This window comes from Citreicella sp. C3M06 (assembly GCF_018860705.1).
GTDB lineage: Bacteria > Pseudomonadota > Alphaproteobacteria > Rhodobacterales > Rhodobacteraceae > Salipiger.
The window spans coordinates 82,909-109,130 of the sequence record NZ_JAHKQA010000105.1 but is presented as its reverse complement, the minus strand read 5'-3'; the positions used below and the strand labels follow the sequence as shown (position 1 = coordinate 109,130).

The window sequence follows — 26,222 nt, the reverse complement described above, 5'->3', positions numbered from 1 at the left end:
CGGCAATTAACCTTTCGCTAACCACGCTCCGGTCACGGTGCCAAGGACGGCGGAGAGCAAGGGCATGGTCGCACAATCTTATACGGTGGCATTCGAAGGGGTCGAGGCTCTGCCGGTCGAGGTGCAATGCGCCGTGACCATCGGCGTGCCGGCCTTTGCCATCGTCGGGCTGCCCGACAAGGCGGTATCCGAAGCGCGCGAGCGGGTTCGCTCGGCGTTGACCGCCATGGGCATCGCGCTGCCGTCCAAGCGCATCACCGTGAACCTGTCACCCGCCGACATGCCCAAGGAAGGCTCGCATTTCGACCTGCCCATCGCGCTGAGCCTGCTTGCCGCGCTTGATATCCTGCCGCGTGATGTGGTCGGCGGGGTGATGGCGCTGGGCGAGCTGTCGCTGGATGGCACGCTGGTGCCGGTGCCCGGCGCGCTGCCCGCCGCGATGACCGCGGCCGAGGCGGATCGCGTGCTGGTCTGCCCGCACGGGTCCGGCCCCGAAGCGGCGTGGGTCGGCAGCTGCACCGTGATCGGCGCGCGCAGCCTTGGCGATCTGGTGCGGCATTTCTCGGGACAGGCCCCGATCCGGCCCGCCTCGCCGGGCGAGCTGTCGCGCGCGGCGCAGTCCCGCGATCTGCGCGATGTCAAAGGGCAGGAACGCGCCAAGCGCGCGCTGGAAATCGCGGCGGCGGGGCGTCACCACCTGCTGTTTGTCGGCACGCCCGGATCGGGCAAGTCGATGCTTGCGGCGCGGCTGCCGGGGCTTCTGCCGCCGCTCAGCCCGCAGGAAGCGCTTGAAACTTCGATGATCCACTCGGTCGCCGGGCTGCTGACCGAAGGCGGCATCTCGCGCAGTCGGCCCTATCGCGATCCGCATCACACTGCCTCGATGGCGGCGATCATCGGCGGCGGGCGGGGGGCAAAGCCCGGCGAGGCGAGCCTTGCCCACAATGGCGTGCTGTTTCTTGACGAGCTGCCCGAATTCCAGCGCACCGTGCTGGAAACCCTGCGCCAGCCGCTTGAAACCGGGCAGGTGATGGTGTCGCGTGCCAATGCCCATCTGGCCTATCCCTGCCGCTTCATGCTGGTGGCGGCCGCGAACCCCTGCAAATGCGGCTATCTGAGCGATCCGGGTCGTGCCTGTTCGCGCGCGCCGGGCTGTGGCGACGATTACATGGCGCGGATCTCCGGCCCGTTGATGGATCGTTTCGATTTGCGCATCGAAGTGCCGCCCGTCGCGTTTATGGATCTCGACCTGCCGCCATCGGGCGACAGCTCCGCCGATGTTGCTGCCCGCGTCGCTAGGGCGCGCGACATCCAGTCGGAACGCTTCGCCGCGCACCCCGGCGTGCGCACCAATGCCGACGCTGAAGGCGCGCTGCTGGATGAGATCACCCGGCTCGACACAGACTGCCGCGCCTTGTTGCTGAAGGCCGCCGATAGCTTTGGCCTGACGGCGCGCGGCTACCATCGCATCTTGCGGGTGGCGCGCACCATCGCCGATCTTGGCGGCTCGGGCGCTATCCAGCGCCCCCATCTTGCCGAGGCGCTGGGCTACCGGTTGATCTCGTCGAGACAAGCCTGAACGAATTGCGCGGCCTCGCGCAGGGTCTGTCGCGCCTCGGGAATCCAGCCATCGAAGACGGGCCAGGCGTGCGGCGCGCAGGGATGGTTGCGCAGGGCGACCCGCGCGCCCATCTCGTGCAGGCGGTCCGCCATACGCGTCGCGTCATCGGCCAGTATCTCGGTCTGCGAATGAAAGATCATCACTGGCGGGCAGGCGGGGAAGCGGGCGTAAAGCGGCGAGATCCGCGGATCACGCGGATCGGCCCCGCCAAGGATCAAGGCCACCAGATCAGACATTCGGCTCACCGGCAGAAAAGCGTCGTAGCGGGCGTTGCGCGACAGGCTCTCCCCCGTCATCGCAAGATCGGTCCACGGAGAAAAGGCTACCGCTCCAGCAGGTGGCTGCCCGTCCATGCAACAGCGCGACAACAGCGCAAGCGCCAGCCCGCCGCCGGCCGAATCGCCCGATAGAACGATCTGCCCGGGGAGATACCCAAGCGCCAGAAGCGCCTGCCAGGCGGCGCAGGCCGCATCGAACGCCGCTGGAAACGGCGCGCGCTGGGCAAGCGGATAATCAGGGGCGCAGACCTCGATCCTCGACAGCTGCGACAGGCGCGCGATCATGCCCTGGTGGGTGGCCGGGCTGCCGGTGATGAAGCCGCCACCATGAAAATGCAGGATGACCCGGTGCATTGCGCAGGGCCCGGCGGAAACCCAGTGCAGCCCTCCGGGCCGCTCGATCCGGCGCAGGAATGCAGGCCGAGGCAGCAGGGGCGCGATGCGCTCCAGATCACGCGCCGCCTGTTCGGCACTGGCGGTCCGCCGCAGCGCGGGCTTCGAAAATAGCCGAAGTCCGCTGTTCAGCGCGGCGAGCCGCAAGCTCATCCGCGCCGGGCTTCGACCGCCTGCCAGATCTTCTCGGCGACATTGACACCGTCGAACCGCTCGAGCTCCTGAATGCCGGTGGGCGAGGTCACGTTGATCTCGGTCAGCCAGTCGCCGATAACGTCGATGCCGACAAAGACCTGACCTTTTTCACGCAAGACCGGGCCGATCTTGGCGCAGATTTCGAGGTCTCGATCGGTCAGCGCAACCTTTTCAGGGCGCCCGCCGACATGCATGTTCGAGCGCACCTCGCCAGCGGCGGGCACACGGTTGATGGCACCGACCGGCTCGCCATCGACAAGGATCACCCGTTTGTCGCCTTTGGTGACGGCAGGCAGGTATTTCTGCACGATCAGCGGCTCACGCGAGAAGCCGGTGAACAGCTCATAGAGCGAGCTGAGGTTGCGATCGTTCTGATCTAGGCGGAACACCCCAGCACCGCCATTGCCGTAAAGCGGCTTGAGAATGATATCGCCGTGCTTTTCCTTGAAAGCGCGAATCGTCGCGAGATCCCGCGCGATCGCCGTCGGCGGCGTCAGGTCGGGAAAATTCAGAACCAGCAGTTTTTCGGGCGAATTGCGGACCCAGAATGGGTCGTTCATCACCAATGTGCCGGGCGCGAGCCGCTCGAGCAGATGCGTTGTGGTGATGTAATGCATGTCGAAGGGCGGATCCTGACGCAGCCAGACCACGTCGAAATCCGACAGGTCGACCTCCTGCATTTCTCCGAGCGTGGCATGCGCGCCCTTGACACGCTGAACGCTCAATGACTGGCCACGTGCCATGATGCGCCCGTCCTGAAACGACAGGTGATCCGGCGTGTAGTAAAACAGCGCATGGCCGCGGGCCTGCGCCTCTTCAGCGAGTCGAAACGTGCTGTCTGCGTCGATGTCGATGGGACCAATCGGGTCCATCTGGAAAGCGATCTTCATGAGGACTCCCAAGCTGGCTCTGGCCATACATGGCGCAGAGCCCGGCGCGAGGCAATGCCCGTCCCCGGCGCAGGCTACAGCATCAGTGCGCCTTCCATGATGCGGATCATGCCGCGCTCGTCCATCAAGGCAACGTCAAAGCGCATTTCGGTGAGGGATCCGCCCGGCAATGTGCCAACAAATTCTTCGGCGGCCGAGAACAGGCGCAGGATCTGGCGGCGTGACAGCCGCTCCAGCGCCCTGTCGAAGGAACGGCTTTTCTTAACCTCGACAAAGATGACGGCATCCCCATCGGCAATGATCAGATCGATTTCGCCCCCAAGACCACGCCAGCGGCTGCGCAGAACCGTATAGCCCCTGCGTTCGTAATCCTGTGCCACCCGCAGTTCCGCCGACACACCTGCGTGATATCCGGTGGTTCCGCGATGAACCCGGGTCCGGCGACCGCCCTCATGCGGCAGAATCGGCCCAGCGGCGGGGTCTGGCGCAGTGAAGTCGAAAGCCAGTTGCGTCGTCATGCGTCGGTCCTTTTGATCGGCGGGGTGCGTCAGCCGTCGCCGCGTTCCTTTGCCAGTGCCATCGCGCGTTGATAGACCGGTCGGCGCTTCAGCCCGAGCATCCCGGAGACGGCATCGGCGGCATCCCGCACCGACATCGTTTTCAGCGCGTCATTCAGGGACTCGTCTATATCAGTTTCACTAATTTTCTCCGAACTCCCTTTGCCGATCAGGACCACGATCTCGCCTTTTGGCGGGTGTTCGTCGTAATAGGCCGCCAATTCCGCCAAGCTGCCTTCGCGGGCCTCTTCAAAACGTTTGGTCAGCTCCCTGCAAACCGTTGCGGGGCGCTCTGCTCCCAGTTTGGCAGCGGCGTCCGCCAGCATCGCACCGAGGCGTTTGGGCGATTCGTAGAAGACCAGCGTCGCCTCGATGTCGCGCAGGGATTCCAGCCCTTTTCGCCGGGCGCCGCCGCTGTTTGGCAGGAATCCTGCAAAGAAAAACCGGTCCGTCGGCTGTCCGGCAAGCGTGAGCGCGGTGACCACCGCCGATACGCCCGGAGCGGTGGTCACCGCTATGCCTTCGGCGCGCGCCGCCCGTGCCAGATCAAATCCCGGATCCGAGATCATCGGCGTGCCCGCTTCGGAGGCATAGGCGACGGATTGCCCGGCCGCGAGCGCTGCGAGCAGTTTCGGGCGCATCCGGTCGCCATTGTGATCGTGATAGGGCAGGCAAGACCGATCCCGAAGTGGAATACCGTGTATTTCCATAAGTCTGCGCAGGCTTCGGGTATCCTCGGCCGCCAGCAGGTCGGCGTTGCGCAGCACATCGAGCGCGCGCAGCGTGATGTCGCGGGCGTTGCCGATCGGCACCGCGACAAGATAGAGACCCGGCGTCAATTCGCCCTTTTCGACATTCATATCTGGACCCCTCTGCTTTGCGGGTTATCTTCCCGGGTAACGTCGCGCGGATATGTAACCGCGCCAGCCATCGAGGGAGTTTCCAGCATGTTCGCCGTTTTGACCCGCGCCCGCAAGGCGCTCCGAATCACTGCGCTTGCAACGACAGCCACATTGCTCGCCGCCTGCGACATGCCGGTCATGACAAATACCGGCGGCAGCGCCTCGGGTCCAAGCGTCGATCCGGGTGCTCCGGTGCGCGTCGCATTGCTGGTTCCGCAGAGCGATCCGGGCGCGGCGAGCATCGCCCGCGATCTTGAAAACGCCGCGCGGCTTGCCATCGCGGACCTTGGCGACAGCAATATCGAGCTTGCGGTCTATGACACCGCTGGGTCTCCGGCCGCTGCGGGCGCACAGGCGCAGCGCGCCGTCGACGAGGGTGCCCGCATCATCCTTGGCCCGCTGCGCGGCGAGGTCGCCGTCGAGGCCAGCAAGATGGTCGCCGACGAGGGGGTCAATGTTCTGTCCTTCTCGAACAACGCGTCGATTGCCGGGGGCAACCTGTACATCCTCGGGCCGACATTCGAGAACACCGCCGACCGCCTGATGGCTTATGCCAAGCGGCAGGGCCGCAGCAGCGTCGCGATTGTCAGTTCGGACGACGTGCCGGGGCAGTTCGGCAAAATCGCCGTCGAACGGGCCGCCGCGCGCAACGGTGTGCGTGTCGCCGCGTCGCAGACCTATCCGCTGACCCTTGAGGGCGTCACCGGGACCGCCCAGTCGATGGGCAGCATCGTCGCAGATACCGGCGCCGATTCCGTCTTTGTCACCACCGATGCGACCAACGCCGCAATGCCGGTGCTGCTTCAGATCATGCCGGAAAACGGCGTCTCGCCGTCCGAGGTGCAGTATATCGGCCTGACCCGCTGGGATGTGAAGCCCGAGCTGTTCAGCATGCCCGGCGCACAGGGGGCGTGGTTCACCCTGCCCAACCAGTCGATGCAGACCAGCTTTACCCAGCGCTACGCCGCCCGCTACGGCAGCGCTCCGCACCCGCTGTCCGGGCTAGCCTTTGACGGCATTGCCGCCATCGGTGCGCTGCTGGAACAGGGGCGCAGCGATGCTCTGACCGCGGGCGCACTGACGCAAAGCGCTGGTTTCCAAGGCACGGGCGGTGTATTCCGCCTGAGACCCGACGGCACCAACCAGCGTGGCCTTGCCGTCGCAACCGTGCGCAACAACCAGATGGTGATCCTTGACCCTGCCCCCGCAAGCTTCTCCGGCGCAGGCTTCTGACGACCAGATGCTTTACCCGATGCCGGAAGACCTCGTCGTTCCGGCATCGGAGATCTTCGATCTGCCGACCATCCGCGCCGCGCTTCTTGCCGCCGCCGATGACGACGCAACCGAGACGAGCGTGCGCGCCGCCGCCGTGCGCATCCTGTCTCAGGCCAGCAAGGACGGGCGCGATGCCATCGCCGCCGGTTTTGCCAAGCGCCCCCATGCCGCCTTTCCGACCACCGAAGCCTATGCCTGGCTGACCGATTGCGTCGTGCGGCTGGTGTTCGAACTGGCCACGACGCGCCTGCATCCCAAGGGCGGCAAGCCGGCGGGCGAAAAGCTGACGGTGCTGGCGGTCGGCGGCTACGGGCGCGGTGAAATGGCGCCGTTTTCCGATGTCGATCTGCTGTTCCTGACTCCGAACAAGATCACCGCCTGGGCCGAGAGCGTCATCGAGTCGATGCTCTACATCTTCTGGGATCTCAAGCTGAAGGTCGGTCACGCCTCGCGCACCATCAAGGATTGCCTGCGGCTTGGCGCTGAAGATTACACCATCCGCACCGCCATGCTGGAAACCCGTTTCGTGACCGGCCACGAGCCGCTGGCCCGCAAACTGGAATCCCGGCTGCAGAACGAGTTGTTCAAGGGCTCCGAGCGGGCCTTCGTCAACGCCAAGCTCGCAGAGCGCGCGCAGCGGCTCAAGAAGCAGGGCCTGCGCTACGTGGTCGAGCCCAACGTCAAGGAGGGCAAGGGCGGCCTGCGCGATCTGCAATCGCTGTACTGGATCACCAAGTACATCCACCATACCGATGACGTGCAGACGCTGGTCAATCTCGGGGTGTTTCGGCGCGAGGAATACACCACCTTCATGCGCGCCGAGGAATTCCTCTGGGCAACGCGCTGCCATCTGCACCTGTGTTCGGGCCGGGCGGTCGAGCAACTGACCTTTGACATGCAGGTCGAGGTGGCCGAGGCCATGGGCTATTCCGACCGGGGCGGGCGCCGTGCGGTGGAATGGTTCATGCAGGATTATTTCCGCCATGCCACGGCGGTCGGCGATCTGACCCGCATCTTCCTGACGGCGCTCGAGGCCGAGCACCAGAAAGACGCCCCGCTGCTGCAGCGCATGTTCAAGCGCCCGCCCAAGGTGCGCGAGGGCTATCAGATCGTGCACAACCGCCTTGCGCTGACCGATCCCACCGCCTTCATGTCCGACAAGCTGAACATGTTGCGGATCTTCGAGGAAGGGCTGCGCACCGGTCTGTTGCTGCACCCCGATGCCATGCGTCTGATCAAGGCCAACCTGCACCTGATCGACGACGACATGCGCAACAACAAGGAAGCGCGGCGCATCTTCATCGACCTGCTGCTCAAGCACGGCAACCCCGAACGCTCGCTGCGGCGGATGAACGAGCTTGGCGTGCTGGGCACCTTCATCCCTGAATTCGAACCCATCGTGGCGATGATGCAGTTCAACATGTATCACGCCTATACGGTCGACGAGCACACCATCCAGTGCATTGCCACGCTCAGCTCGATCGAACATGGCGATCTGGTCGAGGAACTGCCCGTCGCCTCGACGATCCTGCGCGAAGGGGTGAATCGCAAGGTTCTGTACATCGCACTGATGCTGCATGACATCGGCAAGGGCCGCGACGAGGATCACTCGGCGCTTGGCGCGCTGATCTCGCGCAAGGTGGCGCCGCGGCTGGGGCTGACCAAGCCCGAATGTGCCACGGTGGAATGGCTGATCCGCTATCATTTGCTGATGTCGGACATGGCGCAGAAACGCGACATCGCCGATCCCCGCACGGTGCGCGATTTCGCCAAGGCCGTGCAGACCCGCGAGCGGCTCGACCTGCTGACCGTGCTGACGGTCTGCGACATTCGCGGCGTTGGTCCGGGCACGTGGAACAACTGGAAAGCCACTTTACTCAGAGCGCTCTACCGCCAGACCCGGCGGGCTCTGGAAGACGGTCTCGAGGCGCTGAACCGAGAAAATCGCGGTGCCGAGGCCAAGAAGGCGCTGCGCGAGGCGTTGGATGGCTGGGATCAGAAGGATCTGCGCGCCGAAACCGCGCGCCATTACGACCCCTATTGGCAGGGGCTGCATGTCACCGCCCATGTGGTCTTTGCCGGGCTGCTGAAGAACATCAGCAATGACGAGATCCGCATCGACATCCACCCCGACGATGATCGCGACGCCACGCGCGTGTGCTTTGCACTTGCGGACCATCCGGGCATTTTCTCGCGGCTTGCGGGGGCGTTGTCGCTGGTCGGGGCGAATGTGGTCGATGCGCGCACCTTTACCTCCAAGGACGGCTACGCAACGGCGGCGTTCTGGATTCAGGACATGGATGGCTCGCCCTTCGAGCAAAGCCGCCTGCCGCGTCTGCGCGACATGATCGGCAAAACCCTGAAGGGTGAGGTCAAACCGCGCGAGGCGATCCATGCCAAGCTGAAGTTCAAGAAGCGCGAGCGGGCGTTCTCGGTGCCGACCTCGATCACTTTCGACAACGAGGGGTCGGAAATTTACACCATCATCGAGGTCGACACCCGCGACCGTCCGGGGCTTTTGTACGACCTGACGCGCACCCTGTCGGAAAGCAATGTCTACATCGCCTCGGCGGTGATCGCGACCTATGGTGAGCAGGTGGTGGACACGTTCTACGTCAAGGACATGTTCGGGCTGAAGTTCTACACGCCGTCCAAGCAAAAGACGCTGGACCGGCGGATGCGCGCCGCCATAGAGGAAGGCAAGCAGCGGGCCCGCGACAACGAATAAAGGATGGGCATCGGGCCGTTGCGGGGCACCCCGCGGCGGCCTGTCTTGGTGACTGACTTGCGAGCGGCCATGGCCCGGCCTGCGCGCTGCCGCCGGGGGCCGCACACAGGCCGACCAGCAGTGCCAGCATCCATGTCGCCCGATGTCGCATCGCCCGACCCTTGTCACGCCCCGCCATCATGCGTTCATCCTGGTTAACGTGGCGTTAAATCTTATGCCAAGCCCACTGGACGGGCGCAGCGGAAGGCTTATGCTGCGGATGAAAATAGGGCAGGGGGCAGGTATGGCGGGTTCGGTAATCACGGTGGCGCAGCAAAAGGGCGGGTCGGGCAAGACCACGCTGTCTGCCAACCTCGCCGTCGGAATGCGCCGGCTGGGCAAGACGGTGGCGCTGATCGACACCGATCCGCAGGGCAGCCTTGGGCGCTGGTTCATGACCCGGCTCGAACTGGCCCCCGAAGAGGTCGAGGGCATGGAATTCGCCACCTCCTCGGCATGGGGGATCACCTATGAATGCCGCAAGCTGGCTGATCGCTATGATCTGGTGATCATCGACACGCCGCCCAAGGCCGACAGCGATCTGCGCCCGGCGCTGCGCATCGCCAATCTGGTGATCGTGCCGGTGTCGATGAGCCATCTCGACCTGTGGGCGACGGAAAGCGTGCTGGATCTGGCCCATCGCGAAAGCCGCGAGGCGCTGATGGTGCTCAACCGCACCCGCCCCGGCACGCGCCTGTCGGCCGAGATCACCGAGGCGGCGCAAAAGATGCATGCCCGTATCGCCACCGCGCAATTCGCCAACCGCGTCGGCTATGCCGAGGCGTTCGGCCATGGGCTCAGCGCCGCCGAGGGCCGCAAGACCCCCGCCCGTGACGAGGTCGAAGCGCTGTCTACAGAGGTGGCACAGATCCTTGCAAACGGTTAGACCGGGCCGACAAGGAGTGCCCGTGATGACCGATCTGACCCAGCTTGCCGAAACCATCCGCCTGCATGAGGTGGCACAGGGCCAGCCGATTTCGCGCCTTGGATATTTCTGCGCGCCGTTCCGCCCCGCCTCGGGGCCGTTTTCCGACAAGGTGATCAAGGTCTATCGCGGCCTGCCCGACGCCGCCGCGCTGGACCGGCTGGCGCAGGCGCATGACGATTATGTCGCCGCGCTGCGTCAATGCGGCGTGCCGCTGCCCGAGACGGAATTTCACCTGCTCGACGCGCCGGGGGGGCGCTTTCCTGTCATCGTGCAGAAGGCCTTGCCCGAAAGCGCCCTGATGCGCCCCCGGATGCAGCGCGAAAGCCGCGAGGCGACGCTGGCGATGATGGAGGCCGCCGGGCAAGTCATCGCCCGGTTCTGGAATGCCGCCGACGCGATTGCCCCTCGCATCGGCTTTCACCCCTCAATTCGCAATTTCGCGGTGCTGGACGATGAGGCGATCTTTTACGACACCTTTCCGCCGCTGATCGGCTATTCGCGCGAAGAGATGGGCCGGATGCTGCTGCTGTTTTCGGAAAAGCGGCTGATGCGCTGGGTCGGGCCGCTGATGCGCGCCCGTGTCACCGGCATTCAGGATGAATGGTACAGCGCGCCCGAAACGCTGGTGGGGCTGGTCGGCTCGGCCTGTCGGCTACGGCCGGAACATGCGCAGGCCTATCTTGACTGGGGCCGTGAGTTTGCCGCGCGCGAGATGCCGCGCTGGGCGGATGAGGCCATCGCCGGAATGCATTTGCCCCCGAAGCTGCCCGGCTACTGGACAGGCTTTCGCAAGCTGCTGGGCTTGCAGGGCGAACCCAATGTCTGAAAACGGCGTCCGGGAAGGCCCCGGACGCCAGAGATGTCAGGCCGGTTGTCGGCGCCGCGTGGTGAATAGCAGCGCGATCTCGACAACCGCGAGCAGCAGCATCGACAGGCCGACCAGCGGAAAGAACAGCCCCGCCGCCAGCGCCATCACCAGCAAGCCGCGCGGAATGCGCCAGTCGGCGGGCACCTGCGGCACGCCAAGCGCGCCCGACGGGCGGCGTTTCCACCACATCGTCGCCGCCGACACGCATAGCCCGACCATGGCAAGGCAGACCAGCAGTAGCCCTAGCTGATTCACCAGCCCCCATTCCTGCCCCATATGCACGCTGATCCCCCATTCGGCCCAACGCCCGAGCGTGCCAAGATCGGCCAGCCCTGCATCGTACAGCACCGCGCCGCTGTACTGATCCAGATGGATCACCCGTTCATAGGTGATGTCATCGGGATAGACCGAGGCGGTGAACACCCCGGTCTCACCGCTTGGCATGCTGACCGAATAGCCCGGAACGATCCCTAAGGCTTCGACTCGCGCGACCACGCCGTCCAGCGCCAGAGGCACGCCAGCGGTGGCTTCGGACAGCGGCATCGGCTGGTTTTCCATGATCCACGGCGCGCGATCGACCACATCCTTGACCGGCACGGTCGAGACCGGCTTGTTCGACCAGTAGCCATCGGGCATCCCCAGCCCCAGCGCATAGGCGCTGTCGTAGAATTTCGGCCCCCAGACGGCGGACCACGGCAGCCCAGTCATCGCGAGAAACACGATGAAGCCACCGACATACAGCCCCGTCACCGCGTGCAGGTCGCGCCACAGCGGCCGCCCCCGCTTTGCCTTGACGGTGACGGTGCCAAGATTGCGCCCGCGCGGCAACCACAGATAGATGCCGGTGCCAACCAGCAGCACAATCCAACCGGCGGCGGCCTCGATCAGCCAGTTGCCGACCCAGCCGACATATTCCAGCGAATGCAGTTTGCGCACGACGTACATCGCCGGGCTGCCAGAGGCTCCGGCATCCCACAGCGTGCCCAGAACCGCGCCGCTATAGGGATCGACATAAACCGTATCGCGCAGCCCGTCTTCGCCCAGAATGTCGACCTCGGCGCTGCGATCCGGGGCGCTGGGCGGCGTATAGGCCTTGAGCGTGCCGGGATGTTCCCCGAGCGCCGAGGCGACAAGCTGCGAGGGCGCAAGGGGGCTGCCCGTGGTTTCGACAAAACGCAGCGGCGCATGGGCAGCGTCGTTGATCTCGTCCTTGAAAAGATAGATGCCGCCGGTGATCGCGAGGATCAGCATGAAGGGCAGGACGATCAGCCCCGCGATGAAATGCCAGCGCCAGACAGCACTATAGAGCGCGGCAGTGGCCGCACGAGGGGTGTTTTCGGTCATGAATCCATTCCGATTGGCCCGCCGGTTCGAGGCGGGCAATATACAAGAGAGCCAGATGCGTTGCGGTCAGGCCGACGCGGGGGGCGCCCTTGGGGAATGGTTCGGGTTGCGGGCCTGCGCGGCGCGCCACAGATCGTCGCCGCGCCGCCAGCCGTCATGCGCGCGCAGCAGCGTGGTGACATCGGCCCGCGCAAGGCGTGGCGCCTCTGGCAGACCATGGCAGAGCGGGCAGTGATGCTCGGCGTGGGCCATCTCGCCGCAAAGCTCGATGTCCGAAAGGCCAAGCGCCATGGCCTGCGCTTCGAGCTGAAGCGTGGCGCGGTCGGGGGCCATCATCGCCGACGACACGACGCTCGACATGCTGAACAGCAAGGCGAGGGCAAGGGCGAACACAGATGTCAGCCGCGGTGTCATCACACAGCTATGACATTTCGTGAGCGGTTCGGGAAGCGCGGCGTCAGCAGCTTTCTTCGAGATAGGCGAAAAGCGGCCCGGTCATCGGTTCCGGCAGCGCGGCGGCGAGGCAGTCGCGCAGAAGCGGCCATTCCTCTGGCAGCTCGCGGATGGTTTCGCGCAGGTCCATCATCACGCCGCGCGCCCCGCGCGACAGCAGCCCGTCTTCGTCGCCGCTGGACAGGGCGTCATCGAGCATGTCGTCGAATGCCTCGCCGAAATCTTCGGGCGAGGCGCGGTAGAGTTCCTGCTGACAGGTCTGATAGGCAAGGATCAGCGCGCGCTTTTCCAGCAGGCTGAGGCCCGATTCAACCTGCCGGATGGATCGCGGTGTGCCCTTGCCCCAGCCCATCTCAGACGATCTTGATGCCGGCGGTCTCGGCATCCGTCAGAAAGGCGGCAAGGCCCTTGTCGGTCAGAACATGGCTGGCCATCGCCTTGATGACAGCAGGCGGCGCGGTGGCCACATCGGCGCCGATCTTGGCGCATTCCGACATGTGGTTGGCCGAGCGGATCGAGGCCGCAAGGATCTGCGTCTCGTAGCCGTAATTGTCATAGATGCGCCGGATGTCGGCGATCAGTTCCAGCCCGTCGATGTTGATATCGTCCAGCCGCCCGACAAAGGGCGAAATGAACGTCGCCCCCGCCTTGGCCGCCAGCAGCGCCTGATTGGCCGAAAAGCACAGGGTGACGTTGACCATGCGCCCTTCGGAAGTCAGGGTCTTGCAGGCGCGCAGCCCGTCCAGCGTCAGCGGCACCTTGATGGCGATGTTCGGGGCGATCTCGGCAAGGACGCGGCCTTCCTCGAGCATGGTCTCGTAATCGGTGGCGACGACTTCGGCCGACACCGGGCCATGCACCAGATCGCAGATCTCGCGGATGACCTCGATGATGTTGCGGCCGGATTTGGCGATCAGCGAGGGGTTCGTGGTGACACCATCGACCAGCCCCAGCGCGATCAGGTCGCGGATGTCATCGACATTGGCGGTGTCTACGAAGAATTTCATTCGCTGCGGCCCTCCCGGCCAAGCTTGGCATTCGGATGTTGCTGTCATACCCCATGCAGGGGCAGGCCGAAAGGGCTGCCTTACGTGCGCAGATGGAAAGGGCCCCATGGATTCGTTCTTCGAAGAAGGCAGCCTCGTCGCGGTTCTGACAACCCAGCCGCTGGATCGGACGCTGGATTACAAGGCGCCTGCGGGCGGCTGTTTCGAGGGCGCCTATGTCGAGGTGCCGCTTGGCCCGCGCAAGATCATGGGCGTGGTCTGGGGGCCGGGGCGGGGCGATTTCGATATCGCGAAGGTGCGATCGGTGATCCGGGTGCTTGACGTGACCCCGATGCAGGCCGAGCTGCGCGAGTTCCTTCAGCGCGCGGGCGATTACACGTTGACGCCGATGCCAGCGATGCTGCGGCTTGCCACCCGCGCGCCGGGGCTGTCCGAGGCGCCCTCGCTGCGCAAGATCTACCGGCTTGGCGATGTCGAACCCGACCGGATGACGGATCCGCGCCGCCGGGTGCTCGAGGTGCTGCGCGAGATCGGCGGGCTGGCCTATACGCTGGGCGAACTGGCCGAGGCGGCGGGCGTGACGTCATCGGTGATCAAGGGGCTGGCGAAGCAGGGCGCGGTGCGCGAGGAAGAGGCCCCGCGCGATGTGGCCTTTGCCCGGCTCGACCCTGAACGCGGCGGCAAGACGCTGACCGCCGATCAGGAGGCGGCGGCGCAGGTGCTGCGCGAGGCGATCGCCTCGGGGCGTTATGGCACCACCTTGCTGAAAGGCGTCACCGGCTCTGGCAAGACCGAGGTCTACCTCGAAGCGGTGGCGGCCTGCCTGCGCAAGGGGCGTCAGGCGCTGGTCCTGCTGCCGGAAATCGCGCTGACGGCGGAATTCCTGACACGGGTCGAGGCACGCTTTGGCGCGCGCCCGGCGGAATGGCATTCCGGGGTCACCATGACCGAACGGCGGCGGGTGTGGAAACAGGTGTCTCAGGGGGGCGCGCAGCTGGTGGTCGGCGCCCGCTCGGCGCTGTTCCTGCCGTTCCGCGATCTTGGCCTGACCATCGTCGATGAGGAACATGACACCTCGTACAAACAGGAAGAAGGCGCTTTGTACAACGCCCGCGACATGGCGGTGCTGCGCGCTTCGATCTGCGCGGGGCAGGTGGTGCTGGCCTCGGCGACGCCGTCGCTGGAAAGCTGGGCCAACGCGGATGCGGGCAAGTACCGGCGGCTGGATCTGGTGTCGCGCTTCGGCGCCTCGGTGATGCCCGAGATGGGCGCCATCGACATGCGCGGGCAAGAACTGCCCTCAAATCGCTGGGTGTCGCCGGCGCTGGCGGCGCAGGTGCGGGCGCGGCTGGAAAAAGGCGAGCAGGCGATGCTGTTCATCAACCGGCGCGGCTATGCCCCGGTGACGATCTGCCGGGCCTGCGGCCACCAGATCGGCTGCCCCCATTGCGACGCGCGCATGGTCGAACATCGTTTCCTTCAGCGGCTGGTTTGCCACCAATGCGGCGAGACCATCCCCAAGCCCTCGGAATGCCCCGAATGCCATGCCGAAGACAAGCTGGCCGCCGTCGGCCCCGGTGTCGAACGGCTGGCCGAAGAAGCCGCCGAGCTGTTCCCCGAGGCGCGGCTGGCGGTGCTGTCGTCGGATCTGTTCGCCTCGGCGCGGGCGCTGAAGGACGAGATCGAAACGATCGCCAGTGGCGGCGCTGACATCATCATCGGCACTCAGCTCGTGGCCAAGGGGCACAACTTTCCCCACCTGACGCTTGTCGGAGTGATCGACAGCGATCTCGGGCTACAGGGCTCGGATCTGCGGGCGGCAGAGCGGACGTTCCAACTGATGCGGCAGGTGGCCGGGCGCGCCGGGCGGGCGGAAAAACCCGGCACGGCGCTGATGCAGACCTTTCAGCCCGAGCACCCGGTGATCCGGGCGATCCTGTCGGGCGACGAGGAAGATTTCTGGAAAGCCGAAGCCGAAGAGCGCCGCGCCGCCGGAATGCCCCCATACGGCAGGCTCGCCGGGATCATCCTGTCTTCGACCGAGGCACAGGAGGCATTCGACCTTGGCAACGCCATGGCGCGGCAGGATGGGCCGCTCCGCCGGGTCGGCGCGCAGGTCTATGGGCCCGCGCCTGCGCCAATCGCACGGGTGCGTGGCCGCCACCGGGTCCGGCTTCTGGTGAAAGCACCAAAGGGCGCGGCGCTGCAACCCGCGCTCACGGCATGGGCCGCACAGTTCCGGTTGAAGGGCGAGCTGCGCATGGCGATCGATATCGACCCGCAGAACTTTTTTTGAGTCGTGGCGCCTTTCTCTTTCTGTTGCAGGGGGGCTCTGCCCCCGCCCTTCGGGCCCCCCGGGATACTTTGGGCCAGAAGAAACCAAGGCGCAGCGCCTTGACTTCATCGTGCCAGATAAACTCCCGCCGGAGGCATCCGGCAGTGAAGCTGGCGCGGCAGTGGGCAGTCGGGTGATGCTGTCAGGCCCGGCCGAGCCAGAGCTTGTATTGCAGCCGGGCACCTGCGCGGCGTGCGAGGGTCAGCTTATCGACGAGAAGCCGGAAGGCGCAGCCGGGGTCGTAGTGATCCTCCCAGTTGCTTCCCGGGGCGTCGGCTCCGAGGATTTCCCAATCAGTATCGCGGGGGGGTTCGTGAAGGGTCAGGGCGGACGCTTCCATCAGCCGAACGCCGTAGCCGCGCATTAGCGCGTAGCGGGCGAGGCTTTCGGCCTGCAGGGCCGAAAGCCAGGGGGTGCCCGCGCCGGTTTGGCCGGCGCTCAGCCACGCATCGAGCGTGGGGCGCGGCGAAGGAGCCGGCGCGGGGCTTGTCATCACACGCTCAGGCAGACGTATTTCAGCTCGAGGTAATCCTCGATGCCGTGGTGGGAGCCTTCGCGGCCAAGGCCGGATTGCTTGACGCCGCCGAACGGCGCGCCTTCGGTCGAGATGATGCCGGTGTTGACGCCGACGATGCCGTATTCCAGCGCCTCCGCGACCTTGTAGACGCGGCTCAGGTCCTTGGCGTAGAAATACGACGCAAGCCCGAAGATCGTGTCATTGGCCAGCTCGATCACGTCCTCTTCGGTCTCGAACTTGAACAGCGGTGCCAGCGGGCCGAAGGTTTCATCGGTCGAGAACAGCATCTCGCGGGTGGCCCCGGTGACGATGGTCGGTTCGATGAAATTGCCCGCCCCCTGAAGCACATCGCCGCCGCCAAGAATCACGCTCGCGCCTTTTTCCTTTGCGTCTGCAATGTGTTGCTGCACCTTGTCGATGGCCTTGGGGGTGATCAGCGGGCCAAGATCGGTGCCCTCTTCCAGCCCGTCCCCGACCTTCATCTTCGACACGGCGTCCTTGAGCTTTTCGGCGAAGGCGTCATAGACGCCGGCCTGCACATAGATCCGGTTGGCGCAGACGCAGGTCTGGCCGTTGTTGCGGAACTTGCACATGATCGCGCCCTGCACCGCGGCATCCAGATCGGCATCGTCGAAAACGATGAACGGCGCGTTGCCGCCCAGTTCCATCGAGCATTTTTTCACTTGCTCGGCGGCCTGGGCCAGCAGGATGCGCCCGACGCCGGTCGAGCCGGTGAAGGTCAGCTTGCGCACCTTGGGGTTCTCGCAGAATTCCTTGCCCACTTCGGAGGCGCTGTCCGAGGGCAGCATGTTGAGCACGCCCGCCGGGATGCCCGCGCGGTCGGCCAGCACGGCCAGCGCCAGCGCCGAGAGCGGTGTCTCAGATGCAGGACGCCCGACAAAGCTGCACCCGGCGGCCAGCGCGGGCGCGGCCTTGCGGGTGATCATCGCGTTGGGGAAGTTCCACGGCGTGATCGACGCCGCCACCCCGATCGGCTGTTTCATCACCATGATCCGCTTGTCGGGCTGGTGGCCGGGGATGGTTTCGCCGTAGATGCGCTTGGCTTCTTCGGCGTAGAATTCGATGAAGGACGCGCCATAGGCGATCTCTCCGGCGGCCTCTGCCAGCGGCTTGCCCATCTCGGCGGTCAGGATAGTGGCAAGGTCTTTCTGGTTCGCCATGATCAGGTCGAACCACTTGCGCAGGATCTGGCTGCGCTCTTTGGCGGTGCGGGCGGCCCAGGGTTTCTGCGCGGCATAGGCACCGTCGATGGCACCGGCGATCTGCGCGCGCGACAGATTCGCCACTCGCGCGATGACATCCCCGCGCGCCGGATTGGTCACGTCGAATTCGCCGTCCGCGCCAGTGATCCATTCACCGTTCACATAGGCTTTGGTCTGCAAGAGAGTGGGATCGTCCAGCAGCGAAGGGAGATTGGTTGCGGTCTGGTCGAGCATGGCATCCTCTTCGAAATTGATTTCTGCGCTGGGCAGAACAGGTGTGTTCGAAGAAGTCTAGCGCCATCACGGGGAAATACCATGGATCTGAGCGACTCCTACGCCAACGGGCCCTACATTGCGCAGGCGGAGGACTACCCGCCGCGCTGGGCCGGGGCTGCGGCCCACTTTCGCAAGGCAATGGCGCTGAGCGGGCGGTTGCGCGAGGGGCTGTCCTATGGCCCCGCTGGGCGCAACCGGTTCGATCTGGTGCTGCCAAAGGGCTCTGCGGCGGGGCTGGTGGTCTTTGTGCATGGCGGCTACTGGATGAAATTCGGGCGGGCCGACTGGACCCATCTGGCCGGCGGCGCGGTGGCGCGCGACTGGGCGGTGGCGCTGCCATCTTACGAGCATTGCCCGCAGGTCCGGATTTCCGACATCACCCGGCAGATCGCCGACGCGATCACCGCAGCGGCGGTCGAGGTCTCTGGCCCGATCCGTCTCGCCGGGCACAGCGCCGGAGGCCATCTTGTGGCGCGGATGCTGGCAGGTGGCCTGTTGCCGGACGCGGTGGCCGGGCGGCTGGCGCATGTGATGCCGATCTCGCCGCTGTCCGACCTGCGCCCGCTGTTACAGACCGACTTGAACGCGACCCTGGGGCTGGATGCCGCCGAGGCCGAAGCGGAGAGCCCGGTTTTGATGCCGCAGCCCATGGTGCCGGTCACCGCTTGGGTTGGCGGTGACGAACGCCCCGCCTTCATCGATCAGGCGCGCTGGTTGTCGCAGGCCTGGGGCTGCGGGCTGGTGATCGAAGAAGGCCGCCACCACTTCAACGTCATTGACGGGCTGGCGGCGCCGGACAGCGCGATCACCGACCGGCTGCTCGGCTAGGCCTCGGGCGAGGCTTCTGGGCGGGCAGGGCGCCCGCCTGCCTGTCACGCCCGGCGGCGGATCAGCGTAAACCCGAAAAGCCCGAGGTCCAACACCCAGATTGCCGCCTAGCCGCCCCAAACAGGCGCGTCGCTGTCGATGGTGAGGCTAAAATCGTTGCCGCCGGTCTTCGGAACGGCGGTTTGGGCCGCAAAAAGGGGGGGGCAGTGTGACACGGCGCCAATCCAGGGGCGATCCGGTGTGGAAATGCACCTGTCGCCGGACCGTCACGGAACCGTCGCGAGATCGTTACGCGCCGGGTCCAATGGCTGCAGCGGACACTTGGATAGGGGATACCCATGACACTGCGCACGATCTGCCTGACTTCTGCGCTCGCGCTGACGGCGTCGGCTGCCGCCGCCGAGATGAACTTCAATCGCATCGCGTCGTTTGCCACGCCGGACAACATGGCCGATGGCGAAGACAGGGGCCGTGTCACCTCGGCCGAGATCATCTACGCCACCGAAGACGGCAACACGCTGGTCTATACCGACAGCCCGCTGGGGGTGATCGGGCGCATCGACATCACCGATCCCGCCATGCCCAAGCCGCTGGGCAATATCGACATGGGCGGCGAGCCGACCTCGGTCGCCATTGCCGGCACCACGGCATTTGTCGGCGTGAACACCTCGGAGAGCTTCACCAATCCGTCGGGTAAGCTGGTGGTGCTGGACGCGTTGTCAGGCGAGCTTGCCGGAGAATGCGACCTTGGCGGGCAGCCGGATTCAGTGGCGCTTTCGCAGGATGGCAGCTTTGTCGTGATCGCCATCGAAAACGAGCGTGACGAAGACCTCGGCGATGGCCGGGTCGGGCAGATGCCAGCGGGCTATGTCACCATCCTCGACGTGGCCGATGGCATGGCGCAATGCGACAGCATGGTGACGGCCGACGTCACCGGCCTCGCCGAGATCGCCCCCGAAGACCCCGAGCCCGAATTCGTCGACGTCAACGGGCTCGGCGAAATCGTCGTGACCATGCAGGAAAACAACCACATCGTGGTGCTGTCGAAATCAGGCGAGGTGTTGTCGCATTTCTCTGCCGGGGCAGTGGATCTGCAAGGCATCGACGCGACCGATGAACGCGCGGCGCTGCTCTTTACCGAAAGCCAGCCGGGCCGCCTGCGCGAGCCGGATTCGGTGCAGTGGATCGATGACGACCATTTCGCCACCGCCAACGAAGGCGACATGGATGGCGGCTCGCGCGGTTTCACGATCTTCGCCAAGGACGGCACCGTGGCTTATGAATCGGGCGCGGATTTCGAAAAGGCGGTGATCGAGGTCGGCCATTACCCGGACAAGCGTTCCGATGCCAAGGGCGCCGAACCCGAAGGGCTGGAATTCGCAACCTTCGACGGCACGCCCTATCTGTTCGTGATGTCCGAGCGCGGCTCGGTGGTCGGCGTCTACGACGTAAGCGATCCTGCAGCCCCGATGCTGACACAGATGCTGCCCTCCGGCATTGCCCCCGAAGGCATCGTGGCGATCCCGCAGCGCAACCTGCTGGCAACCGCCAACGAGGAAGACCTCGTGGAAGACGGCGGCGTGCGCTCCCATGTCATGGTCTACGACTACGCGGACGGCGCGGCGCAATACCCGACGCTGACCTCGCAGGGCGCGGACGAACTGATCGGCTGGGGCGCGATCTCGGGTATGGTCGCAGGCGATGACGGCATGATCTACGCGGTCAACGACAGCTTCTACGGCTTCCAGCCGACGATCTTCACCATCGACCCGTCGCAGACCCCGGCACGGATCATCAAGGCGCTGGGTGTCACCCGTGGCGGCTATACGGCGCAAAAGCTCGATATGGAAGGCATCACGTCCGACGGGCAAGGGGGTTTCTGGATCGCCTCCGAAGGCCGCTCGGACCGGCTGGTGCCGCATGCGCTGTATCACGTGGACGCCCAGGGCGTGATCACGGACGAGATCGGCCTGCCCGCCGAGTTGCTCGCAAACGAGGTGCGCTTCGGTTTCGAAGGCATTACGATGATCGACGGTACGCTGTGGATGGCGATGCAGCGCGAATGGGGCGACGATCCCAAGGATCACGTCAAACTGCTGTCCTACTCCCCGGACACCGCAGAATGGGGCGCGGTGCTCTATCCCAAGGCATCCCCGGAAAAGGGCTGGACAGGCCTGTCCGAAATCACCGCCCATGGCGACCACGTCTATATCGTCGAGCGCGACAACCAGATTGGCGCGGCCGCAGTGACCAAGAAAATCTACCGCGTATCCGTCGCCGACCTCCAGCCCGCCGCGCTTGGAACTGTCCTGCCGGTGGTGACCAAGCAAGAGGTTCGCGATCTAATCCCTGACCTGAAAGCGTGGGGCGGCTACGTCGTCGACAAGGTCGAAGGCATGGCGATTACGGATGACGGCACCGTCTACGTCGCAACCGACAATGACGGCGTCGATGACAGCTCGGGTGAGACCTTCTTCTGGTCCTTCAAGCTGAACAATTGATCTTTAGAGAAAAAGGGGCGGGGGCCGAAAGGTGCCCGCCCAGCCCGGATGCCCCACCCGGCCAAAATGCCCGGCCTGCCTCCGGCGGGAGTTTTTCTGGCAAGATGAAGGCAAAGCGCCGCGCCCCTCCTTCATCTTGCCGGATAAACTCCGGGGGGAGCCGAAGGCGGGGGGCTGGCCCGCCTCAGACTTCAAAGTCCGTTTTTTCCGGTCGATCATTGCGGGACGCGGTCAGGCACGCTAAATGGCGTCCCTGCATCGGACTGGACGATGCATCCCCGTCCCGACCCCAAACGAGGCCCGACGCGCATGCAGACGCCCTATTACCTGATCGACAAGTCCCGACTTCTTCCGAACATGGAGAAGATCGCCCGGCTGCGCGAGCAGTCCGGTGCCAAGGCGCTGCTGGCGTTGAAATGCTTTGCGACCTGGTCGGTTTTCGACATGATGGCCGAGTACATGGACGGCACCACCTCATCTTCGCTGTTCGAGGTCAAGCTGGGGCGCGAGAAATTCCCCGGCGAAACCCATGCCTATTCCGTTGCTTGGGCGGCCCATGAGATCAATGAGGTGCTGGCGTCTTCCGACAAGGTCATCTTCAACACCGCTCAGCAATTGGCAAATTTCGAAGAGATCAGCCGTGATCACACACGCGGCCTGCGCGTGAATCCCGGTGTTTCGACCTCCGGCTTCGATCTTGCCGACCCGGCACGGCCGTTCTCGCGGCTGGGCGAGCACGCGCCTGAGGATATCGAGCCTGTCGCCGATTTCATCAGCGGGTTCATGTTCCACAACAATTGCGAGAATGCCGATTTCACCCGTTTCGACGCGCTGCTCGGCATGATCGAGCAGCGCTTTGGCCATCTGATCCGTCGCATGGACTGGATCAGCCTTGGCGGCGGCATCCATTTCACCGGCGCGGATTATCCGTTGGACGCCCTGGCCGAGCGGCTGAAACGCTTTGCAGGCGAAAACGAGGTGCAGGTCTATCTCGAGCCCGGCGAGGCGGCGATCACCAACTCCACCACGCTCGAGGTCAGCGTTCTGGACACGCTTTACAACGGCAAGAACCTCGCCATCGTCGACAGCTCGATCGAGGCGCATATGCTCGACCTGCTCATCTACCGCGAAAGCGCCAAGATGCTCGAGGATGGCGATCTGGAATGGATGATCTGCGGCAAATCCTGCCTTGCGGGCGACATCTTCGGCGAATTCCGCTTTCCCAAGGCGTTGCAGCCAGGCGACCGGCTCTCCATCCAGGATGCCGCCGGCTATACCATGGTCAAGAAAAACTGGTTCAACGGGGTGCAGATGCCATCCATCGCCATCCGCGAGCTGGACGGGACCGAACGGCTTGTGAAAGCTTTCACCTACGACGATTTCGCGGCTGCCCTGTCGTGATCTGCCTGCGCCCGCAAACGGCGCCTCATCATCCAAGGGGGTTCTGACTTGAAGAAGAACGTTCTCATCATCGGCGCCGGCGGCGTCGCCCAAGTGGTCGCGCATAAATGCGCCCAGAACGCCGATGTGCTGGGCGAGTTGCACATCGCCAGTCGCACCAAGTCCAAATGCGAGGCGATCATCGCATCGGTGCGCGCCAAGGGTCATGACTGTGCCTTTACCGCCTATGCGGTCGATGCCACGCAGACCCCGGAGGTCGCGCAGCTGATCCGCGACACCGGTGCCCAGATCGTCATCAACGTTGGCACTGCCTTCGTGAACATGCACGTGCTGGATGCCTGCATCGACACCGGTGCCGCCTACATCGACACCGCCATCCATGAAGAGCCGGAAAAGATCTGCGAAACCCCGCCCTGGTACGCCAATTACGAATGGAAGCGCCGCGAGAGCTGCGCCGAAAAGGGCGTGACCGCGATCCTCGGTGCCGGGTTCGATCCGGGCGTGGTCAATGCCTATGCGCGCTTTGCCATCGACCAGATGGACGAGGTCAAAAGCATCGACATCGTCGATATCAACGCCGGCAGCCACGGCAAGTATTTTGCCACCAATTTCGACCCCGAGATCAACTTCCGTGAATTCACCGGTACGGTCTACTACTGGGAAGACCAGCAGTGGAAGGAAACCTCGATGTTCGCGTCGGGCCATGAATGGGATCTGCCCGTCGTCGGCCCGTCCAAGGCCTACCAATCCGGCCATGACGAGGTGCACAGCCTTGCCACCAACTACCCTCAGGCGGATGTGCGCTTCTGGATGGGCTTCGGCGATCACTATATCAACGTCTTCACCGTGCTGAAGAATATCGGTCTGCTGTCCGAAAAGCCGGTCACCACCGCCGAAGGGCAAGAGGTCGTGCCGCTCAAGCTGGTCAAGGCCTGCCTGCCGGACCCGGCCAGCCTCGCGCCCGACTACACCGGCAAGACCTGCATCGGCGATCTGGTCAAAGGCACCAAAGACGGCAAGGACATCGAACTCTTCGTCTACAACGTTGCGGACCACAAGGATGCCTACACCGAAGTCGGCAGCCAAGGCATCTCCTACACCGCCGGCGTGCCCCCGGTCGCCGCCGCCATGCTCGTCGCGACCGGCGAATGGGACGCCAAGACCATGAAGAACGTCGAGGAACTCGACCCCAAGCCCTTCTTCACCCTGCTTGATCGCATTGGCCTGCCGACCCGTGTCATCAAGGGTGGCCTCAAGGGCCAAGACATGGCCTGGACCGACTACACCGGCTGACAGAGGCGCCGCGCCCGGGCTTCTTCTGGCTGAAAATATCCCGGGGGTCCGGGGCTGGCCCCCGGCCAACCTCACAAATAGCAAAAAGCCCCGGCCAATGCCGGGGCTTTCCAATTCTCAGACCTGCATGGCTCAGTTCACCGACGGGCCGTCCACCACATCCTGCGCAATCGCCGGATGGCTGGAGGCCTGGGCGATCTCGATCCGGCGCGGTTTCAGCGCTTCGGGGATCTCGCGCTTGAGGTCGATGTGCAGCATGCCGTGCTCATGCACGGCACCGGTGACACGCACATGGTCGGCAAGGGTGAAGCGGCGCTCGAAGGCGCGGGTGGCGATGCCACGATGCAGGTAGGTCTTGCCCTCATCTTCCTCGGCCTTGCGGGCCGAAACCACCAGCTGCTGTTCCTTCAACTCGACCGACAGGTCGCTGTCGGCAAAGCCCGCCACGGCGATCGAGATCCGCCACGCATCCTCGGTGGTCTTTTCGATGTTGTAGGGCGGGTAGCTGGCCTGCGGCGCGTCGCTGGCAAGGGTGCGATCCATCAGATCGGCGATCTGATCGAAACCGACGGTGGCGCGGTAGAGCGGGGCGAAATCAAAATGACGCATGGGGTATCCTCCGTAAAGCGAAACCATGGTGTGATGCGCCTTCCCTTCAGGGACAGGCGACTGAGTGAGCCGGGGCCCGATCATCGGCACCCCGGTCAGGCAAATCTGGGAACGGGAAATCGGGGTTTCAAGACCCTGCTAGCGTCACGGCGTCACGAAACGCGCTGTCATGCCGGACCGATCACTGCCCACGGTGATCCGCCGGGCGCCGGCGCTGACCGGAGGGCGGCTGCCCTCCCGGCTCAGTCGTGCCGACAGGCCCGATACCAGCGCGGGCAGGCTGGGCCCGTAGGCCTCGCCGCTGCCGGTGATCGACGAGACCACCGACAGGATGCGCAGCCGCCCGTTTTCGCGCACGAACACTGGCGCGCCGGACGAGCCGAAGGTCACGTCGCAGTCAAATCCCAGAATGCCGTCCTGATACTCTCGCGTCAGCGCGCAGTCGCGCTGGCGCGACAGCACCTCTTCGCGGCCCCGGCCATAAGAGGCGACCGACAGCGATGTTCCGGGATCTGCGGCAACGTGAATGCGAAAGGCGTCAGCCTCGGCGCTCGACAGCGGGCTGTCTAGTCGCAGCAGCGCCACGTCAGACGCGACGGCCTCGGCGCTGGTCGCGCGGCCCCTTGCCGCCATAAGCGCAGCGTAACGGTCTGGCACCACCCAGCGCAGCACCCGCCGCGCGGCGATCTGCTGGCCCCGATGATAGCCGGCGCGAAACACCATGCGGCCGCTGTCACGCGGTGTGCCAGTATCGGTTTCATAGACGCAATGCGCCGCGGTCAGCACCGTATCGGGCGAAATCAGCGCCCCGCTGCAAAACCCGCCGCCAAGATCCAACCGCCCGACGCCTTCCCAGCCCAGCAGCGCGCCGCGACTGTCGAGCACATCGAACACCGCGCCCTGCTGCGCCTGCGCGCCAGAGGCAGAAAGCGCCAGCATCAGCGCCAGAGATCTCAGGGCGTTATGAATTTTGCCCCCGTTTCCCGGCGCACCCCTGCATCCAGCGACAATCGCACCGAATCAAGGCTCAGCTCCTCGTACAAGACGTTCAGAGAGCCGGCCAGCTCGGTGCCAAGCGACACCTCGCGCCCCAACGCCCGCGCCTTGGCCGAGATCACCGACACGATGCGCGGCTCGCCGTCGACGAAGGCGAACACCGGCGAGCCGGAACTGCCGAAATCCACAGGGCAGGACAGCACGAGCATCTGCGCCTCCTTTGCCAGCACCTGACAGAGACCTTGCAGCGACGGCGCTTCGGAGCGGTCATGCGCATAGGACACAACGCTGAGATCCGCACCTTTCGACGGGGCCGGGGCCAGCCCGAACGGGGTGATCGTGGTATTGCGGATCGGCAGCTGCAGTTCGATCAGCGCAAGATCGTGACGCACCCGTTCGGTCTTTTCGCTGGCGTCATACACATAGTCGGGATGGGCGACGGCGCGGCGCACCCGCCGATAGGCGGCGGCCCGCCCGCTGCGCCAGCCTGCCAGAAACTGGATCTGGTCCACCGGAACCGGCGCGCCGGTTGTCACGTCATACAGGCAATGCGCGGCGGTCAGCACCAGATCCGGCGCGATCAGCGCGCCGGTACAGAATGCCTTGCTGGCCAGCTCTAGTCGGCCAACGGCCTCCCATGCGCGCCCGTCCTCGCGGCTGCCCATCGAGAACAGCCCGCCATCGGCGGATGCCGCCACAGGCAGGCACGCCGCCAGCAATAAGAACAGAAGTCGCCGCATGGAATCCCCCGATCGCGCGCTTGAA

Annotated in this window: 23 protein-coding genes; 10 read left to right on the top strand and 13 right to left on the bottom strand. The window is 64.9% G+C overall.

All coding sequences use genetic code 11. The features are described from left to right. Positions 1–64: 64 nt before the first annotated feature. On the top strand, positions 65–1,579 hold the full coding sequence (locus tag KO516_RS23920) for a YifB family Mg chelatase-like AAA ATPase (protein WP_216006301.1): 1,515 nt from the start codon (positions 65–67) through the stop codon (positions 1,577–1,579). On the opposite strand, the gene KO516_RS23915 is transcribed toward KO516_RS23920, so the two are convergent. From KO516_RS23915 to rsmI, 4 genes are all read right to left on the bottom strand, one after another. Then, positions 1,549–2,445 (bottom strand): alpha/beta hydrolase fold domain-containing protein, encoded by an 897-nt coding sequence (locus KO516_RS23915; protein WP_216006300.1) that lies wholly within the window; start codon positions 2,443–2,445, stop codon positions 1,549–1,551. The genes KO516_RS23920 and KO516_RS23915 overlap by 31 nt on opposite strands. Next, positions 2,442–3,377 carry a glutathione synthase gene (gene gshB, locus KO516_RS23910; RefSeq protein ID WP_216006299.1) on the bottom strand — a complete coding sequence of 312 codons (936 nt, stop codon included), beginning with the start codon at positions 3,375–3,377 and terminating at the stop codon, positions 2,442–2,444. Before gshB ends, KO516_RS23915 begins: the two co-directional genes overlap by 4 nt. A 74-nt stretch (positions 3,378–3,451) precedes the next feature. Next, positions 3,452–3,895 carry a YraN family protein gene (locus KO516_RS23905; protein ID WP_216006298.1) on the bottom strand — a complete coding sequence of 148 codons (444 nt, stop codon included), beginning with the start codon at positions 3,893–3,895 and terminating at the stop codon, positions 3,452–3,454. Between the two features lie 29 nt (positions 3,896–3,924). Then, positions 3,925–4,794, bottom strand: a complete 870-nt coding sequence (gene rsmI / locus KO516_RS23900) for a 16S rRNA (cytidine(1402)-2'-O)-methyltransferase (RefSeq protein ID WP_216006297.1) — start codon at positions 4,792–4,794, stop codon at positions 3,925–3,927. Between the two features lie 87 nt (positions 4,795–4,881). On the opposite strand from rsmI, the gene KO516_RS23895 reads away from it, so the two are divergent. From KO516_RS23895 to KO516_RS23880, 4 genes are all read left to right on the top strand, one after another. Further along, positions 4,882–6,069 carry a penicillin-binding protein activator gene (locus KO516_RS23895; protein WP_216006296.1) on the top strand — a complete coding sequence of 396 codons (1,188 nt, stop codon included), beginning with the start codon at positions 4,882–4,884 and terminating at the stop codon, positions 6,067–6,069. Positions 6,070–6,076: 7 nt separating this feature from the next. After that, positions 6,077–8,839, top strand: a complete 2,763-nt coding sequence (locus tag KO516_RS23890) for a [protein-PII] uridylyltransferase (RefSeq protein WP_252737882.1) — start codon at positions 6,077–6,079, stop codon at positions 8,837–8,839. A 283-nt stretch (positions 8,840–9,122) separates the two neighbouring features. Further along, positions 9,123–9,764, top strand: a complete 642-nt coding sequence (gene parA / locus KO516_RS23885; protein WP_216006295.1) for a ParA family partition ATPase — start codon at positions 9,123–9,125, stop codon at positions 9,762–9,764. A gap of 25 nt (positions 9,765–9,789) precedes the next feature. Next, on the top strand, positions 9,790–10,632 hold the full coding sequence (locus KO516_RS23880; RefSeq protein WP_216006294.1) for a DUF6206 family protein: 843 nt from the start codon (positions 9,790–9,792) through the stop codon (positions 10,630–10,632). Positions 10,633–10,668: 36 nt separating this feature from the next. Here KO516_RS23880 and KO516_RS23875 read toward each other — a convergent pair whose 3' ends face one another. The 4 genes from KO516_RS23875 to fsa all read right to left on the bottom strand — a co-directional run bounded on the left by KO516_RS23875 (position 10,669) and on the right by fsa (position 13,478). Then, positions 10,669–12,018 carry a PepSY domain-containing protein gene (locus tag KO516_RS23875; RefSeq protein WP_216006293.1) on the bottom strand — a complete coding sequence of 450 codons (1,350 nt, stop codon included), beginning with the start codon at positions 12,016–12,018 and terminating at the stop codon, positions 10,669–10,671. Positions 12,019–12,084: 66 nt separating this feature from the next. Continuing rightward, a complete protein-coding gene (locus KO516_RS23870) occupies positions 12,085–12,432 on the bottom strand; it encodes a hypothetical protein (RefSeq protein WP_216006292.1) in 348 nt (115 codons plus the stop codon). A gap of 43 nt (positions 12,433–12,475) precedes the next feature. After that, on the bottom strand, positions 12,476–12,823 hold the full coding sequence (locus KO516_RS23865) for a hypothetical protein (protein ID WP_216006291.1): 348 nt from the start codon (positions 12,821–12,823) through the stop codon (positions 12,476–12,478). A 1-nt stretch (position 12,824) separates the two neighbouring features. After that, the gene (gene fsa, locus KO516_RS23860; RefSeq protein ID WP_216006290.1) at positions 12,825–13,478 is read right to left on the bottom strand and encodes a fructose-6-phosphate aldolase; all 654 of its coding nucleotides are present in this window, start codon (positions 13,476–13,478) and stop codon (positions 12,825–12,827) included. A 106-nt stretch (positions 13,479–13,584) separates the two neighbouring features. On the opposite strand from fsa, the gene KO516_RS23855 reads away from it, so the two are divergent. Further along, positions 13,585–15,774, top strand: coding sequence for a primosomal protein N' (locus KO516_RS23855; protein WP_216006289.1), 2,190 nt, complete (start codon positions 13,585–13,587; stop codon positions 15,772–15,774). A 181-nt stretch (positions 15,775–15,955) separates the two neighbouring features. On the opposite strand, the gene KO516_RS23850 is transcribed toward KO516_RS23855, so the two are convergent. Both KO516_RS23850 and KO516_RS23845 read right to left on the bottom strand, forming a co-directional pair. Further along, positions 15,956–16,306 carry a hypothetical protein gene (locus KO516_RS23850; RefSeq protein WP_216006288.1) on the bottom strand — a complete coding sequence of 117 codons (351 nt, stop codon included), beginning with the start codon at positions 16,304–16,306 and terminating at the stop codon, positions 15,956–15,958. Continuing rightward, positions 16,306–17,787: an NAD-dependent succinate-semialdehyde dehydrogenase gene (locus tag KO516_RS23845; protein WP_216006287.1), complete on the bottom strand. Its 1,482-nt coding sequence runs from the start codon at positions 17,785–17,787 to the stop codon at positions 16,306–16,308. Before KO516_RS23845 ends, KO516_RS23850 begins: the two co-directional genes overlap by 1 nt. Before the next feature lie 81 nt (positions 17,788–17,868). Here KO516_RS23845 and KO516_RS23840 point away from each other — a divergent pair, with 81 nt between their 5' ends. The 4 genes from KO516_RS23840 (at position 17,869) to KO516_RS23825 (ending at position 23,852) form a co-directional block, all read left to right on the top strand. Continuing rightward, complete coding sequence (locus tag KO516_RS23840) at positions 17,869–18,657, top strand: alpha/beta hydrolase (protein ID WP_216006286.1); 789 nt, start codon at positions 17,869–17,871, stop codon at positions 18,655–18,657. Positions 18,658–18,995: 338 nt separating this feature from the next. Beyond that, the gene (locus KO516_RS23835) at positions 18,996–21,158 is read left to right on the top strand and encodes an esterase-like activity of phytase family protein (protein WP_216006285.1); all 2,163 of its coding nucleotides are present in this window, start codon (positions 18,996–18,998) and stop codon (positions 21,156–21,158) included. A 309-nt stretch (positions 21,159–21,467) separates the two neighbouring features. After that, positions 21,468–22,559 carry a carboxynorspermidine decarboxylase gene (locus tag KO516_RS23830; protein ID WP_216006284.1) on the top strand — a complete coding sequence of 364 codons (1,092 nt, stop codon included), beginning with the start codon at positions 21,468–21,470 and terminating at the stop codon, positions 22,557–22,559. 48 nt (positions 22,560–22,607) lie between these two features. Next, the gene (locus tag KO516_RS23825; RefSeq protein ID WP_216006283.1) at positions 22,608–23,852 is read left to right on the top strand and encodes a saccharopine dehydrogenase family protein; all 1,245 of its coding nucleotides are present in this window, start codon (positions 22,608–22,610) and stop codon (positions 23,850–23,852) included. A gap of 132 nt (positions 23,853–23,984) precedes the next feature. Here KO516_RS23825 and KO516_RS23820 read toward each other — a convergent pair whose 3' ends face one another. From KO516_RS23820 to KO516_RS23810, 3 genes are all read right to left on the bottom strand, one after another. Continuing rightward, on the bottom strand, positions 23,985–24,461 hold the full coding sequence (locus KO516_RS23820; RefSeq protein WP_216006282.1) for an Hsp20 family protein: 477 nt from the start codon (positions 24,459–24,461) through the stop codon (positions 23,985–23,987). A 144-nt stretch (positions 24,462–24,605) separates the two neighbouring features. Beyond that, positions 24,606–25,400 (bottom strand): serine protease, encoded by a 795-nt coding sequence (locus tag KO516_RS23815; RefSeq protein ID WP_216006281.1) that lies wholly within the window; start codon positions 25,398–25,400, stop codon positions 24,606–24,608. 14 nt (positions 25,401–25,414) lie between these two features. Continuing rightward, positions 25,415–26,197: a serine protease gene (locus tag KO516_RS23810; protein ID WP_216006280.1), complete on the bottom strand. Its 783-nt coding sequence runs from the start codon at positions 26,195–26,197 to the stop codon at positions 25,415–25,417. Positions 26,198–26,222 lie beyond the last annotated feature (25 nt).